Source organism: Arthrobacter sp. ISL-30, from assembly GCF_018613855.1.
GTDB lineage: Bacteria > Actinomycetota > Actinomycetes > Actinomycetales > Micrococcaceae > Arthrobacter.
In genome coordinates this window covers 40,274-54,769 of sequence record NZ_JAGGPK010000033.1, presented here as the reverse complement: position 1 = coordinate 54,769, position 14,496 = coordinate 40,274, and the positions used below count along the sequence as shown (strand labels likewise).

General features: G+C 62.8%; 11 protein-coding genes. 2 read left to right on the top strand and 9 right to left on the bottom strand.

Annotated features, from left to right (window positions below):
• Positions 1 to 362: 362 nt before the first annotated feature.
• The 4 genes from J7E82_RS14020 to J7E82_RS14005 all read right to left on the bottom strand — a co-directional run bounded on the left by J7E82_RS14020 (position 363) and on the right by J7E82_RS14005 (position 5,830).
• Positions 363 to 1,289, bottom strand: coding sequence for a carbohydrate ABC transporter permease (locus J7E82_RS14020; protein ID WP_214863666.1), 927 nt, complete (start codon positions 1,287 to 1,289; stop codon positions 363 to 365).
• Positions 1,286 to 2,239, bottom strand: a complete 954-nt coding sequence (locus tag J7E82_RS14015; RefSeq protein WP_214863664.1) for a carbohydrate ABC transporter permease — start codon at positions 2,237 to 2,239, stop codon at positions 1,286 to 1,288. Before J7E82_RS14015 ends, J7E82_RS14020 begins: the two co-directional genes overlap by 4 nt.
• Positions 2,240 to 2,312: 73 nt before the next feature.
• A complete protein-coding gene (locus tag J7E82_RS14010) occupies positions 2,313 to 3,668 on the bottom strand; it encodes an ABC transporter substrate-binding protein (RefSeq protein ID WP_251041886.1) in 1,356 nt (451 codons plus the stop codon).
• A gap of 56 nt (positions 3,669 to 3,724) precedes the next feature.
• Positions 3,725 to 5,830 (bottom strand): beta-galactosidase, encoded by a 2,106-nt coding sequence (locus J7E82_RS14005; protein ID WP_214863662.1) that lies wholly within the window; start codon positions 5,828 to 5,830, stop codon positions 3,725 to 3,727.
• A 112-nt stretch (positions 5,831 to 5,942) separates the two neighbouring features.
• Between J7E82_RS14005 and J7E82_RS14000 the strand changes: the two genes are divergently transcribed.
• Complete coding sequence (locus J7E82_RS14000; protein ID WP_214863660.1) at positions 5,943 to 7,085, top strand: LacI family DNA-binding transcriptional regulator; 1,143 nt, start codon at positions 5,943 to 5,945, stop codon at positions 7,083 to 7,085.
• A gap of 41 nt (positions 7,086 to 7,126) precedes the next feature.
• Here the strand turns inward: J7E82_RS14000 and J7E82_RS13995 are convergent, their stop codons facing one another.
• The 3 genes from J7E82_RS13995 to J7E82_RS13985 all read right to left on the bottom strand — a co-directional run bounded on the left by J7E82_RS13995 (position 7,127) and on the right by J7E82_RS13985 (position 10,445).
• Positions 7,127 to 7,729, bottom strand: coding sequence for a DUF1349 domain-containing protein (locus tag J7E82_RS13995; protein WP_214863658.1), 603 nt, complete (start codon positions 7,727 to 7,729; stop codon positions 7,127 to 7,129).
• A 103-nt stretch (positions 7,730 to 7,832) separates the two neighbouring features.
• The gene (locus J7E82_RS13990; protein ID WP_251041885.1) at positions 7,833 to 8,726 is read right to left on the bottom strand and encodes a PxKF domain-containing protein; all 894 of its coding nucleotides are present in this window, start codon (positions 8,724 to 8,726) and stop codon (positions 7,833 to 7,835) included.
• A gap of 102 nt (positions 8,727 to 8,828) precedes the next feature.
• Positions 8,829 to 10,445 (bottom strand): sialidase family protein, encoded by a 1,617-nt coding sequence (locus J7E82_RS13985; RefSeq protein WP_214863656.1) that lies wholly within the window; start codon positions 10,443 to 10,445, stop codon positions 8,829 to 8,831.
• An 833-nt stretch (positions 10,446 to 11,278) separates the two neighbouring features.
• Here J7E82_RS13985 and J7E82_RS13980 point away from each other — a divergent pair.
• A complete protein-coding gene (locus tag J7E82_RS13980) occupies positions 11,279 to 12,673 on the top strand; it encodes a phosphomannomutase/phosphoglucomutase (protein WP_214863655.1) in 1,395 nt (464 codons plus the stop codon).
• An 89-nt stretch (positions 12,674 to 12,762) separates the two neighbouring features.
• Here the strand turns inward: J7E82_RS13980 and J7E82_RS13975 are convergent, their stop codons facing one another.
• On the bottom strand, positions 12,763 to 13,698 hold the full coding sequence (locus J7E82_RS13975; protein ID WP_214863653.1) for a 2-hydroxyacid dehydrogenase: 936 nt from the start codon (positions 13,696 to 13,698) through the stop codon (positions 12,763 to 12,765).
• Positions 13,695 to 14,477 (bottom strand): DeoR/GlpR family DNA-binding transcription regulator, encoded by a 783-nt coding sequence (locus tag J7E82_RS13970; RefSeq protein ID WP_214863651.1) that lies wholly within the window; start codon positions 14,475 to 14,477, stop codon positions 13,695 to 13,697. Before J7E82_RS13970 ends, J7E82_RS13975 begins: the two co-directional genes overlap by 4 nt.
• Positions 14,478 to 14,496 lie beyond the last annotated feature (19 nt).

The following is a 14,496-nucleotide window of genomic DNA, read 5'->3' as shown; positions in this document are numbered from 1 at the left end:
AGATGAGACAACGGGCGAACCATTAGGCTGACCGATTCGATGACTAACTCTGATAATGGCAAGCGGTCCTTGAAAGTTTGGCTCCCACTCACAACCAAGGAAGCTAGTGACACCGATCAGGGCCTCGTTGCTGTCAGCGTACGGCAGATGTCAGCTGAATCCTTAAGTGCGTTGCGTGCGGCTATGCCGTCGTAGTAACGGTCGTAGATGGCACACCATGGCGGATGCTACCTGGCGGGACAGGGGGCAACTTGCGCAACCTACCTGTCCCGCCTTGGCGATTTTTGAATATGCCACCCCTTTCTGGAAAGAATCCGGCCGAGGCCCCTTCGACGCCTCTCCCTGGCTTCCTGCGGGTGCTGCTATTCCTTGACGCCACCAGTGGTTAGCCCGGCCTGCCAGTACCGCTGCAGCACCAGGAAGGCGATGATCAGCGGAACGATACTCACCAGGGAGCCTGTGATGACGGTGGAAAACAGGGCCTGCGCGCCGCCTCCGGCCGCGCTGGCCGCCTGCTGCTGGGCCAGTCCCACCGTGAGCGGATACAGGGACGAGCTGTTCAGCATGATGAGTGGCAGGAAATAGTTGTTCCACGTGGCCACGAGTGCGAAGAGGAAAACAGTTACGACGCCGGGGCCCAGGAGTCTGAATCCCACCTGCCAGAAGATCCGGAATTCACCAGCGCCGTCCACCCGGGCGGCTTGGATGAGTGAATCTGAGATCGCGTCTGCTGCGTAGACGCGCATCAGGTACACGCCGAACGGGCTGACCAGGGAGGGCAGGATCACCGCCCAGGGGGTATTGGTCAGGCCTGCACTGTTGAAGAGGAGATACGTGGGCAGGGCCAGGGCGGTCAGGGGGATCATGATGGCGCCGAGGTTGATGCTGAACAGGAGCTTGTCGCCGGGGAACCTGTACTTGGCGAAGGCGTACCCGGCGGTGGTGGCCAGTACCGAGGCCCCCACAGCGCTGAGGCCAGCATAAAGCACGGTGTTCAGCACCCACTGAAGGAACAATCCGTTGCGGACCGTGAACACGGACACCAGGTTCTCCCACAGGGCAAACCGGTTCCCGAACCACAGGCCGAACGTGGAGAACAGGTCCGCGTTGTCCTTGGTGCTGGCGATCAGCAGCCAGAACAGCGGGAGGACGAAGTATCCGGCGCACAGCCAAAGCAGGACCGTCAGCAGCGTGCTGCGTTCCATCCCGCGCTGGCGCTTCGAGGTGCGTGGCTTCTCTGTGCCGGGAACGGCCGTGGGGGCCGCGAGGGGTGCGGTGCTGGTTGTCATGGCATGCTCTTTCGCTGCTTGCGTTCGGCGCGCTGGGTCTGCAGCTGCACCACGTAGGAGATCACGGCGATGACGCCGCCCAGCAGGAACGCGATGGCCGCCGCATAGTTGACGTCCTGGTTCACGAACGCGAGGTTGTAGGCGTAGAAGTTGGGCGTGAAGCCGTTGGTGATGGCGTCGGGGGCAATCGAATCCAGGAGGCTGGGCTCGTTGAAGAGCTGGAACGTGCCGATGATGGAGAAGATGACCGTGAGGATGATCGCTGGGCGGATGGCGGGGATCTTGATGTTCCAGGCGATCCGGAACTGGCTGGCGCCGTCGATCTCCGCTGCTTCGTAGAGCTCGCTGGGGATGCCGCGCAGCGCCGCGTACATGATGATCATGTTGTAGCCCACGAACTCCCACGTGACGATGTTCATCATGGAGCCCAGGACGGATTGCGGGCTGAGGAAGTCCGGCGCGCCCATGCCCAGCGACTGGAAGATCTGGGCGAAGGGCCCGAAATCCCGGCCGTAGAGGTAGCCCCACATGAGCGTGGCCACGACGCCGGGCACGGCGTACGGCATGAAGTACAGCAGGCGCAGGGCCTTGCCGCCGCGGACTCTGCCGCTGTCCAGTGCGAGGGCCAGGAACAGGGCAACGCCCAGCATTATGGGGACCTGGACCAGCAGGAAGAGGCTCATCCGGCCCACCCCGCCCAGGAAATCGGGATCGCTGAGGGCTTCGGCGTAGTTGGCGAGGCCGGCGAAGGAGAGGCCTCCGATGAGCTGGCTCTTGAAGAGGCTGAGGTAGCCGGCGTAGCCCAGGGGGACGATGAGCATCGCGGCGAAGACGAGGAAGAACGGGAGTACAAAAAGGTATGCCGCCCTGGTTTGGGTGCGGCGCGACGCTGAGGCGCGCCGCCTGCGGGGGCCGGCGGCTTTGGCCGCCGGAAGGGTGTTGCTGGCCACTGGTAATTCCTTAGGTTTGAAAAGGCCCGACGGCGGGAGGCTGGCGTGGGTGCTGCCTCCCGCCGGGTGCGGGCTACTTGACGGTGAAGCCCTGGTCCTTGGCGTAACCCTCAAGGTCCGCCTGCCAGGCGTCCAGGGCCGCGCCCAGATCGCCCTTGGCACCGATCACAGTGCCCACTTTTTCGTTGAAGGAGGAGTAGGCGAAGTCGGTGAACGGCAGCCACTGGAAGTCGGTGTCCACGGTGTCGGCGATGCCGGCGAAGAGCTTATTGACCTCCTGGCCGCCGAAGAAGTCCACCTTCTTGCCGGTGAACGCCGGGTCTTCCAGGACGCTCTTGGCGGCCGGGAAGAGGAACTGCTTGTTGGCGAACATGGCGGTGGACTCGTCGTCGTGGTTGATGAACTTGGCCAGTTCAGCAGCGGCGATGGGGTTCTTGGTGGTCTTCAGGACGGCGTCCGAGGAACCGCCCCAGTTGCCGGAGACGTTCTGGCCTGCTTCCCACTGCGGCAGCGGGGCTGCATTCCATTTGCCGGCGGTGTCCGCCGCGGTGCCTTGGAGGAAGATGGGCGCCCAGGCTGCCGTGAGCCAGCCGGCGTATTTGTCGCTGGCCAGGCCCTGGTAGTACTGGTCGTTGAAGTCGGCGTCCACGGACACCAGGTCCTTCTGGATGAGGTCCTGCCAGTAACCCAGGACTTCCTTGGCTTTCGCACTGTTGACGTCGATGCTGACGGTCTTGTCGCCGTCGTACCCGAAGGGCTTCACGCCGGCCTGCCACAACAGCCCCACCACCTGGGCGGGATCATTGGTGGGCAGGTTGGAGATGTACGCGCCGGTCTTTTCCTTCACGGCCTTGGCCGCGTCAGCGTACTCCTGGTACGTTGCGGGGGCCTTGGTGAGGCCGGCTTTCTCCATGAGGTCCTTGCGGTACAGGTTGCCCATGGGTCCCACGTCCTGCGGGATGGCCCAGACGCCCTTGTCGTCCGACACCTGGTTCCAGGCCCAGCCCACGTAGTCATCCTTGATGTCATCCGCGCCATACCTGCGGAGGTCCAGCAGTGAATCCGTGAGGTTGAACGAGGAGATGTACTGGTACTCCACCTGGATGACGTCCGGGGCGCCCTCGCCGGACTTAAGGGCGGTGCGGACCTTCTGGTAGTGCTCCCCGCCCTGGCCTACGTTCTCAACGGTGACGTCGATCTGCGGGTACTTCTTCTCAAACAGGGCCACTTCCTGGTCCACGTCCGGGAGCCAGGTCCAGAACGTAAGCTTGGTGGGCGTCTGCATGGCCTTGTCGAATTCTTCCCTGGCCACCGGTGCGGCGTCCTTGGCCGGCGTGGTGCTGCCCGCGGGCGAGCAGCCGGTGATCATATATCCGGTGATGCCGGCGAGGACGGCCATGGCCGCCGCTGTTGTTGAGGCCTTCTTCATCGTGGCTCTTTCTGTGCTTTTTTTGTGTGAAGTTGGATCAGTCGATCCGGTAGTGCTCACCGGCTGAGGAATGTACGCGTTGACCACGCGCCCAGTGAGAGATTGGTTCCTGCCTCGTAGCTGGTGCCGGAGACTGCGTCGAGGACGGGGAGCGAAAGGGTGATTTCCTGCTTGTCCCATCCCCAGTTGAAGATGAACCAGGCGCGCCGGCCGTCGGATACCTGTCCCGAGGACGCATACAGCGGCAGGTGGAGGTCCCCGGCCAGTTCTTCAGCGACGGCGGTCGGGGCCGCCCACCTGAAGATTCCGCGGGCCAGTCCGGTGGTGGGGACGCAGCCCACCATGGTTATCCGGCCGTGGCCATGCTGTTGGGTGGTGACGGCGGGAAAGTCCCCGAACCGGGGGTGGTCGTACTGGGCCAGGACGTCTGCGCCGTCCAGCTGGAGTCCGTCGATCCAGGCTTCCGCGTAGGCTGTCTCGTCCAGGTCCAGCCCGCCGGGTGCACTGATGACCCGCACGGGGGCTTCAAGGTTGGAATACTCCTCGTACCAGCTGCCGGCCAGTCCGCTCAGGGTGTCCGGGGCGACGGCCACCCTGGCCCGGGCTTCGTCGTCGGCATAGGCCGTGCGCGGTCCGACGATGAGGTGCCCGCCCAGCCGGACGTAGTCCCGCAGGAGCTGGAGGTCCTGGTCCGAGGTGATGTAGAGGCCGGCGCCCACCAGGATGGGAAACGCCCGGGCCAGCTCCGCCGCGCCGGATTCGTGCGCCTGGCTGACGTGGAGGATCCGCGCCTGGCCTCCCCCGCCGATGACCCCGCGATGGAAGGCGTCCACGATGCGTTCGTATGATTCGTCGTCGCCCTTTCCTTTGCTGTGCAGCGGCGGCATGAACTGCATGGCGAACCGGCTGGGATTGGACCACAGGATTGCCACGTCAGCATCCGGTTCGTACCCGTCCAGCGTCTTCCCCAGCTGCTTGAATTCGGCTCCGATGTCTGCCACTTCGGCGTACACCCTTCCTGGTTTCAGGCTGTGCGGCAGCACACCGCCCCAGTAGGTTTCAGCTCCGTAGGGGAGGGTGTGCCAGTGCCAGTACTCGATCATCGCGGCACCGCGTGAGACCAGCGCGTAGGCGGACTGCTTGAGCTGGCCCGGATACGGCGGGAAGTTCTGGTCACCCGTACCGATGGACTGGGCGTTGGTTTCGGTGACCAGGTAGCGGGACTGCTTGGAGGAATACATCCGGTCCGCCTGCCGGAACAGTCGTGCGACGCCTGTGGTGGTCCAGTAGTTGGGCTGGTCAAGCTTCCGGGCTGCGTTGAGATGCTCCTGCATCCCGTAGTACGGGTTGCCGGCTCCGATGTTGAGGTTCTCAAACAGTTTCTGGTCATCCAGGGCCCGCCGTGGGTACTGCAGGCAGGTGGTGACGAACTGGTCCGGCCTGCTGTACTCGGCCACGAGTCCTGCCTGCCAAGAAATGAAGTTCGTGGTCAGTTCGGCCTGAAAGCGCCGCCAGGCCAGGTCATATTGGGGAAACGTGTTGCCGTGGGGGCGCCACAGCTCGGACCAGTCGCCGATGCGGTGTGACCAGTAGGTAAGGCCCCATTCGCGGTTCAGCGTTTCGACGTCGCCGTACTGCGCCTTCAGGGACCGGACAAAGCGCACAAAAACACCATGGTTGTGGAACAGTTCAAGGCCTGGCTCGTTGTCCACCTGGTAGCCGATGATTGCCGGATGCCCGGCATAGCGGCCCAGCACGGCTCGGATGACCCGCTCGGCGTGGAACAGGAAAGCCGGATTCGTGTAGTCCACTTCCTGGCGTGCGCCCCACGGGATTTTTTCACCGGGACGCCGCTCAGCAGCGATCTCCGGATGCGCCGTCTGCAGCCAAGGCGGGATGGCGTAGGTTGGCGTACCGAGGATCACCTGGATGCCCCGCTCATGGGCAGCATCCAGGACGGGAGCCAGCCAGGCGAGATCAAATTCCCCGTCCCGGGGCTCCCAGGTGGACCATACGGATTCCCCCACCCGGATCACATTGATCCCGGCACTGTGCATCAGGTCCAGATCTTCGGTAAGGCGGTGGGTCAGGTGGTATTCGGGGTAGTACGCCACACCAAATAGGAGTCCGCTGGGATGGTGCAAGGGCTGGGAAAGAGTCATGGAACGTGTACTCCGTCGTCGTGCTCGAAAGTGTTGTGTGAGATACGTTACGGCAGGATGTTACCGGAAACAATAGATGCCAAGAAGAAATGTTTCCGGTAAACTCGCTGCAGTGGAAGGGATCCACTGCCTGCGTCGGATGACACTGCAGGATGCGCCGAGGGGAGGCCGGATGGTTCGGGAGACGCCGGGAGAGACAGCCAAGGCCGGATCCACCGATCCTGCTGCCGAGGGCGCTCCTGCCAAGCCCCCCACTATCTATGACGTTGCCCGCGTAGCAGGCGTGTCCCATCAGACGGTGAGCCGGTTGCTGAGGGGTTACGAGGGCATCCGCCCCCAAACCAAGACCCGGGTGATGGATGCCCTGCAGGAGCTCGGCTACCGCCCCAACCTGGCGGCGAGGTCGCTGACCACCGGGCGCTCGCAGCGCATTGGTGCACTGACACATGAGATTGACCAGGTGGGACCCAGCAAGATCGCGCAGGGAGCGAGCGTCGCGGCACGCCAGGCCGGCTACCTGCTGGACATCGTGACGCTGGACATGAGCAACGCGGACGCCATCAACGACGCGCTGGAACTAATCATGCAGCACGACCTGGCCGGGGTGCTGGCTTTGGCCTCAACGGATGAAATGACCCAGGCCTTCGAAGCGGCCGATTTCCGGGTGCCGGCCTATATTGCCGCCGAGGAGGACGATGCCTTCAGCAACCGCCGCTCCGAGCTGACCAGTGTGGGCCTGCCGGCACTCATCGCTCACCTCGCCGGGCTCGGGCACCGCACCCTGCTCCACATCGCGGGTTCCACCACGTATTCCGCAGCGCGGAACCGGAGGAGGGCCTATGAAGCCGCCGTCGCCGATCTTTCCCTTCACTCCCAAGGTGTGGTGTACGGTGACTGGTCGGCCAGATCCGGTTACGAGGCAATAACGGGCCTTCGCGGAAAACTGGAGGCAACCGCCGTCGTCGCTGCCAACGACCAGATGGCCCTGGGCGCCATGCTGGCCTTGACCGAGCAGGGCTACCGCATCCCCGAAGACATCAGTGTCGCCGGCATCGACGATATCCCCGAGGCCGGGTACTTCTCGCCGCCGCTCACCACCTTACGGGTGAACTTCGCCGCGCAGGGCAGGAACGCGGTCCAACAACTGCTGGGGCAGATCGAGGGCTTCACCCCGCCATCGTCAACGGGGTTGACATCGCAGCTCATCACGCGCAGGTCCACTGGCCCGGCACCAGGCACCGCGGGGCACAAGTAGCTCCCTTCACGTCAGCACTGACAGGAGTAAGAGTCGCGGCGCTAGCTACCGTCTCGCACATCGGAGGGTGTTTTGCTCGTGAAATGGATCTCGTCGAACCTCGCCACGCAGCTCTCACCCAACGGCGCTTGCGACAGGAAACCGACGTGGACTGGATTGTGCGTATCCAACCGGAACAGGCGGACGAAGCTCCATTTCTTGCCGTCAAAAGACGAATGGAAGGCCCATGCAGGGCCCACGCGGCATACACGCAGGTAGGCCCATGGATCTGCAACAACAGCCGAGTTGCAGTCGTTCGAGTAGTCGTTGGTCACCACGCTGACCACCATGGCCTCGCCGTGGGCAGAGTATTCGAAACAGAGCTTGGCCCAGTGATCCTGATCCGCCCACAGACTCAGCTCCCCGGCGTCGAAGGTCGTCCGAGGCGACTCAACCCTGACCCTGGCAGACAGCGAAAAGGATGTCGGCGCGGTGAAGCCAAGTGCCGATGCACGGTGCTGCTGCTCTCCGCCGAGGGAATCGTTACTCCAATCAACTCCTGGCGCGGCTGTCAGGGTCAGAGTGGAATCGGCGTGGTTGTATTCCGCTTCGCTTTCGGTTGCCGTCCACGTCAGAGGTGGGAGTCCTGCTGCTTCGGGGGTCATGGCCATACTCCTTGTTCGGTTTTCAGCTGTTGTCAATGCTGATGCAGCGAGAGGGCCAGATGCGTTTTCGCCGTTCTGGCCCTCTCGCCGGATGTGTGGTTGATTATTTGATGATGAAGTTTGCGGTGAGCTTGGTTTCATCCTGAGCGGTCATGGTCACCTGGAGGCAAGATCCTGCCTTCTTGGGCGTCTTCCAGTTCTGCTGGAAGTGCCCGTCCTGGTACACCAGGCCCGTCACGTCGGTCGTGACGGTTTCGATCTCATCGGTCACCGCTCCCGGGCCGGGGCAGGCCACGCTCGCGGTGCTGAAGGACTTGACCTTGCTTAAGTCGGTGAGCTCGGTCGCGCCGTCGAACAACTCAAACCTGAACGGAACAGTGCTTCCGCCCTTGACCGTGTTCCAGGCCCCTGCCATGTCCACCGGTGCCATGAAACCACTAACGGTCCAAGGCAGAACGGTGTACTTCAGCTCAGCGGTGCTGACGTTACCGGCGTTGTCAGTGGCCGTTGCGGTGTAGGTGTGTCCCCCTACCGTGGCCCCTCCCCCGGTGACAGTGCACGAGGCCAGGCCCGAGACCGCGTCCGCGGTTTCGCAGGTCGGTGCTGCCGCGTCATGGCCAAAGGTGTAGTCACCGGTCGGGCCCCCGACCAAGGCCACCGTCGGGGCGGTCGCGTCGATGCGGATAGTTTCTGCACCGCCGGAGTTCTCCACGGGGACCCCGTTAACCACTGCGCGGTAGGACAGGACCGTCTCGCCGTCGCCGGACACCTGGACGGGTGCGCTGTAGGGCTGCCACTCTCCCACACCAAGACGGTACTCGATATCGGCCTGCACACCCTCATTCAACGCCAGCGCGACGCTCGCCGGCCCGGGGCGCCAACCTGCAGCGTTCGGATCAGCACCGGAAACCGTCAACGACACTTTTGGCTCGGGAGCCGTTGCAGGGTCTTTGACGAGCTGCCATTCCTGGGAGCCGTCCGTGGTCGCGTTCTGCAACGTGAGCGGCGCACCGGCTGATGGGCCTGTCAGGTACGCGTTCGGGTTCTTTGCAGCCTGGAAGGTGTAGTAGCCGTCCGATGTTTGAGTGACATTCCAAAGTCAGCCGGCCAAGTGGTCGACCCACTGCCCGATTCGCTGGCCGATGGTGGCGTTCCCAGTCCAGATAGCCGCTTCGCGGCCGCCGGCCTTGTTCAGCAGGGTCGACTTTCCATCAGCCTTGGTAACCAGGTGCCAGTACTGGGTGTCAGGCTTGGACGTTGCCCCAAGGTCTTCGAGCTTAACATCGGGTACGTCGGCGTTGCCGATGTTTGCGTCGGTGGTATTCCCGCCCGTGCCGATGACCTGGCCGTTCTTGCGGTTTACCAACCGGTAGTACACGCCTTCGGTATGTCCGAGGTCGACGTCGGCGTGGCGGATGATGGCTGTGGCGGTGGCTCCGTCCCAGGTTCCCTGCAGGATATGGACTCGCCCGGTGCCAGCGACATACTGCAGGGTGCGGCTGTAGCCGCTTCCCAGCGAGGTCTGGTACTTCGTCCAGACGCCGTCGCTGCGTCCGCTCTCGTTCACCCATACGGCTCCGCTTCCGGCGGCGTTGTACACCAAGCGTCCGTCGGGGAGATTGATGACGACTGGACTGCCGCCCCAGGACAGTCCGCCTGAACCACTCGCGAAGGGCAGGAGGCCCTGCTTGCCGTCTGCCCGGCTGATCTCTTCGCCGTCAGCATCGCCGTCGGCGTAGAATTTCAGCGGATCAGCGGCCATCTTGAACCTGACGTTAGCGCCGCCGCCCCAATACTCATAGGTGATGAACCACTTGCCATCGGTCGTGGGAACAGCATTCGTCATCCCCGGACGCCCGCCGCCAATATAGGTCTTGCCGCCGGAGGTCACATTCTTACCGGCGATGTCGACGACGGGAGCGCTCCATGCCGTACCGGTTCCGTCCCACGTCTTGTGGGCGAGGATCTGCGTCTGGGGGTCCGCAGCCGTGTCGTTGTTTGGGTCCAGGACAGCCACACCGGTCGCCGGGTCGTAGCCGATGTATTCGTTTTCATCCGAGTAGTAGGCAACGAGCTTTCCGTCATGGACCATCAGGTACGGCTCCCATACGGGATCCACCTGCCGGTAGGTGTTGGCTTTGGCGACATTCACCCCGGTAGCGCCGGCACTGCCGCCCTGCCAGCCACCGGTCGCAATGACGTTGACGACCTTCCATGTGGTGCCTTCGTCAGTGCTGGAGTAAAGGGCAATTGCCATGTCCTTCCGGTCCCCGTCGTTCGTGGGGACCCAGTTCGGGTCGGCGGCCTTACGCTCCGTGTAGTAGTAGTCCTCGCCGGAGACGACGCTTGCCAGCAGCAGCGTGCCGGCGGTCAAGTTGCCCACATTCTCCGGGAGCGTGTAGAGATAAGAGCTCGTCCAGTTGCTCGTGTACTTGGCATATTGCGGGTCGCTGGAGAGGTAAGCGGGAGCCTTAACTTCAGCAAGCGGCTGCCATGACGTTCCGTCATCGTCGCTCTTGTAGATGGGCAACGTCTGGCCTGTGGCTGCCCCGGATGAGGCCACGACCGTGGACTTTTCGAAGGCCGCCACCAGACGGCCGCTGGGCAGCTGGGCGGATTTTGGGTAGACCGCACAGTTGCCCCGACCCTTGAGGCATTGTTCGTTGTTCGGCAGCTCGTACAGGATCGAGCCTTGCGGCCTAGGCCTGAGCTGCAACTCCTGCAAGCATTGCAGCCGCGGCGACGACGGCTCCGAGCGTTCTCCATGTCCTTGATTTGTTCATGGCCCTTCCTTTGGGGATTGTAGTGAGATTGCGATGGGGGCAAGTGCGCAAAGAAAGCGCTGGTGAATCTGACTGCAGGCAAGCACCCGGATCTGTGATCCTTGCCGGCTGGGCGCGGTCTATCACTTCGGGACGACAGCCTCCTGTCGGTAGGCGCGCCTGATCATGGTGCTGCGAGTGTGAAGCGACAATCAGCGGTGCATTGCCTTTGAATGCTCTGCGACGGGGTCTCGAAACGGTGCGTGATCATGGAGCTGCCGTCCGCGGCTTCGACAGTGTGGGAAGGCTGTTCAGGGAAGCGGCGAGGCAGTCGGCCTCTCCCTCCAACCAGACAAGGAACGGTCTGGCCATGTTGGATTGGCAGAAGCACGGCATGACATTGAGGGTGCAGCACAAACCGGTGAGGCAAGCACCTCCTTTGTAAAGGAATGACCCTGCCGGAAATGAACGCTAGCCTAACTTGTTTCCGGTAACAAGAGGATTCTTCTATGTTTCTGTTACCGGAAACATCCAGTGGCGTAACACGCCGTCAAAAGGACACCCGAAAAGGGTGTGTACAGAGAACACAGGGAGTCCGCCCGCGGGTTGACTGGGGGCAAGGAGTGCAACTTGGGGTTGCTACTGCCTTGTTAGGGCCTACCAGCCCGACACCATTCCATCTCACCCGAGCGTGCACTCAATTCGTCCCATTACGTCCGCTCCGGATATGCTGATGTTGAATTTCCAACAGAAGTTGTTCGCCAGCAATCAACCCTTTGGGGGCACCATGGACCTATCAGCGTCATTCAAGGCGTACGACGTGCGGGGCATCGTCGGCGTGACCATTACCGCTGAGAACGTAGAGGCCGTTGGAGCCGCCTTTGTGGACGTGCTGGGGCTTTCCGGACAGACGATCTTCTGCGGTGGGGACATGAGGCCGTCGTCTCCTATCTTTACCAGGGCGTTCTCGAAGGGCGCCGGCAAGCGCGGGGCCCTTGTGAAGGACCTGGGCCTCATCTCCACGGACGAGCTCTATTACGCTTGCGGCGCCCTTGATGCGGCGGGGGTGATTTTCACCGCAAGCCACAACCCGGCCGAATACAATGGCATCAAGATGGCTAAGGCGGGCGCCCTTTCCGTCTCCTCTGACTCCGGACTGAATGAGATCAGGGACCTCGCCCAGCACTACCTCAATGAGGGGATCCCTGGGGCTCAGAGACGAGGAGCCGTGGCGGAACTGGACGTGTTGCCCGGGTACGCGGAAAGACTGCGCTCCCTCGTGGATCTGAACACCATACGTCCACTCAAGGTAGTGGTAGACGCAGGCAATGGCATGGCGGGCCTGACGGTCCCTGCCGTCCTCGGAGACCGGCTGCTGCCGGCTTTGCCGCTGACGATTGTGCCCCTGTACTTCGAACTGGACGGGACGTTCCCTAACCACCCCGCCAACCCGCTGGAATCGGCCAACCTTCGCGACCTCCAGTCCGCGGTCATCGCCCATGGAGCTGACCTCGGACTGGCGTTCGACGGCGATGCTGACCGCTGCTTTGTGGTGGACGAAAAGGGTCAGCTCGTGACCCCGTCGGCCATAACCTCGTTGATCGCCGTCCGCGAGATCCTCCGCGCCAAGGCCGCCGGAGAGTCGGAACCCGCAATCATCCACAACCTGATCACGTCCAAGGCGGTACCTGAATTCGTGGCCGCGGCAGGTGGGCGGCCTGTCCGCACCCGGGTGGGGCACTCCTTCATCAAAGCCCGGATGGCAGAAGAAGGAGCGGTGTTCGGAGGGGAGCACTCGGCCCACTACTATTTCCGCGACTTCTACAACGCTGATACCGGGATGCTGGCGGCCATGCACGTTGTCGCCGCACTTGGGGGGCAGCGGCTACCGCTGTCTGAGCTGGTCCGCGAGTTCGAGCCGTACAGCGCCAGCGGGGAAATCAATACCTCCGTCGATGGCGTTTCAAGCACTGTAGCCCGGGTACGCGCCGCCTTCGAAAGCCTCAGCGGTGTCACCGTAGAGGACCTTGACGGCCTGAGCATCACTGATGATACGGGAGATTGGTGGTTCAACCTGCGCGCCTCCAACACGGAGGAGCTGCTTCGCCTGAACGTCGAAGCCAAGGATGCGGAAACAATGCGGCGTGTCCGTGACGGCGTCCTGGACCGGATCCGCCGCTAAGGCGCCAGCCCTGCCAAATACCGCGAGACTGACAAGGCCGTTGCGGCTGCATCTGCACCGCAACGGCCCGAGCCCCAATCCACCAATCACTAATTGCTAGCAGCAGGCACACCCAGAACCACATTCACAGGATTCTTGCCTTCCAGCAACAGCGCGACCTGTTTGCGGATCAGCCGGACCATGCGCGGAAACATGGCCGAACTCGCGCCGCCGACGTGCGGTGTGATCAATACACCGGGGATATTCCACAAGGGATGGTCGCTGGGCAGCGGTTCGGGGTCGGTCACGTCAAGTGCGGCCCGCAACCTTCCGGACGCCGTCTCGCGCAGCAACGCATCGGTATCCGCCACCGGTCCCCGGGCCACGTTTACAAGAAGCGCTCCATCAGGCATTGCCGCCAGGAACCGTTGATCCACCAGTCGACGGGTGCACTCGTTTAGCGGAACACTGACCACCACGATGTCATGCAGCGGCAACTGCTCGTGCAGCGAATCAATCCCATGGATCCGGCCCTGCTCATCGTCGCGGTCACGGCTGGCCATCCGTGTCACCTGCGCTTCAAACGGCAGAAGCCTGGCTTCGATAGCCTTCCCCACTCCCCCATAGCCCACCAGGAGCACCCGGCGGTCTGCCAGGCTGGGGCGCTGGCTGTTATGCCAGGTTCCCGTAGCCTGGTTCCGGACAAACTCCGGAATTCCCCGCTGGCTGGCTATCATCATCCCCAATGCAAGCTCAGCTGTAGAAGCCTCGTGCACACCGGCTGCGTTGGCGAAAAGGCAACCGGCGGGTAGAACTGTCGCCACGCCGTCGTACCCAATGGACTGGCTCTGGACCAGCCCGACCGCCAGTCCACTCAGCGCTGCCAGTGCGTCCGGCTTGCCCATATAGGGCGGAACCACAATATCGAACTGCTCCGCCGGCGCAGGTCCGGCCAGGTCCCAGAGCAGGAAGTCGACATCGGATGACGGCTCCATAGCCTGCAGCAGCTTTTGGTCTGGCAGGCTCACCCGAAGCCGGGCAGTCACCGTGCCACAATCAGTTTGACGTTAGCTGCACGCAGCGCGGATTCGATCTCTCGCGGGGGCGGCGCATCCGTGACCAGGATGTCGACCGCCTCAAAAGCTGCAAGCCGCGCCAATGCATACCTCAGCATTTTCTGATGCGTTGCGACCACCACCACCTGCTCAGCCGAATTCATCAGTGCGATCTTGGTGGCACGCTCCACATCACGCTCAATGTAGAACGCCTCGTCATGGATCCCGCTCACGCCGATGAAAGCCGTCTTGGCACGAAGCCCGGCGACGGCCGAGACCGTCATGGGCCCATTAAAGGCCTGGCTGTCCAGCAGTAATTCACCCCCGAGGCAGATGGTGCGCGCGGCCGTCAGCTGCAGGCACCGCTGGATGGCGGGGGCCGAGTGGGTGATGATCGTCCCCGTGAAAGAGGTGGGCAGCTCGTGCGCTATCTGGTATGTGGTGGTGCCGGCGTCCAGGATGATCGCATCGCGCTCCTTGATCAGGGAGATACATGCCCGTGCCACCCTTAGCTTGGCGTCGGAGTCCTCACGAACTCTGGCCGCGAAGTCCGCGTTCTGGCCGCCCGCATTGACGGCGCTCACGCCGCCGTGAACCACGCGGACAAGGCCCCGTTGGGACAGCAATCGGGTATCGCGCCGAACCGTCATATCCGAGACTGCAAACGTTTCGGCCAGGTCAGCGGTGGAGATGAACCCCCGACGCTCCAGCTCGTCCAGTATTGTGCGCTGTCGGGGCGTAAGCGGCGCCTCGTCCTGTGAGATGCTCATATCCCCTTCTCCCTGCTTC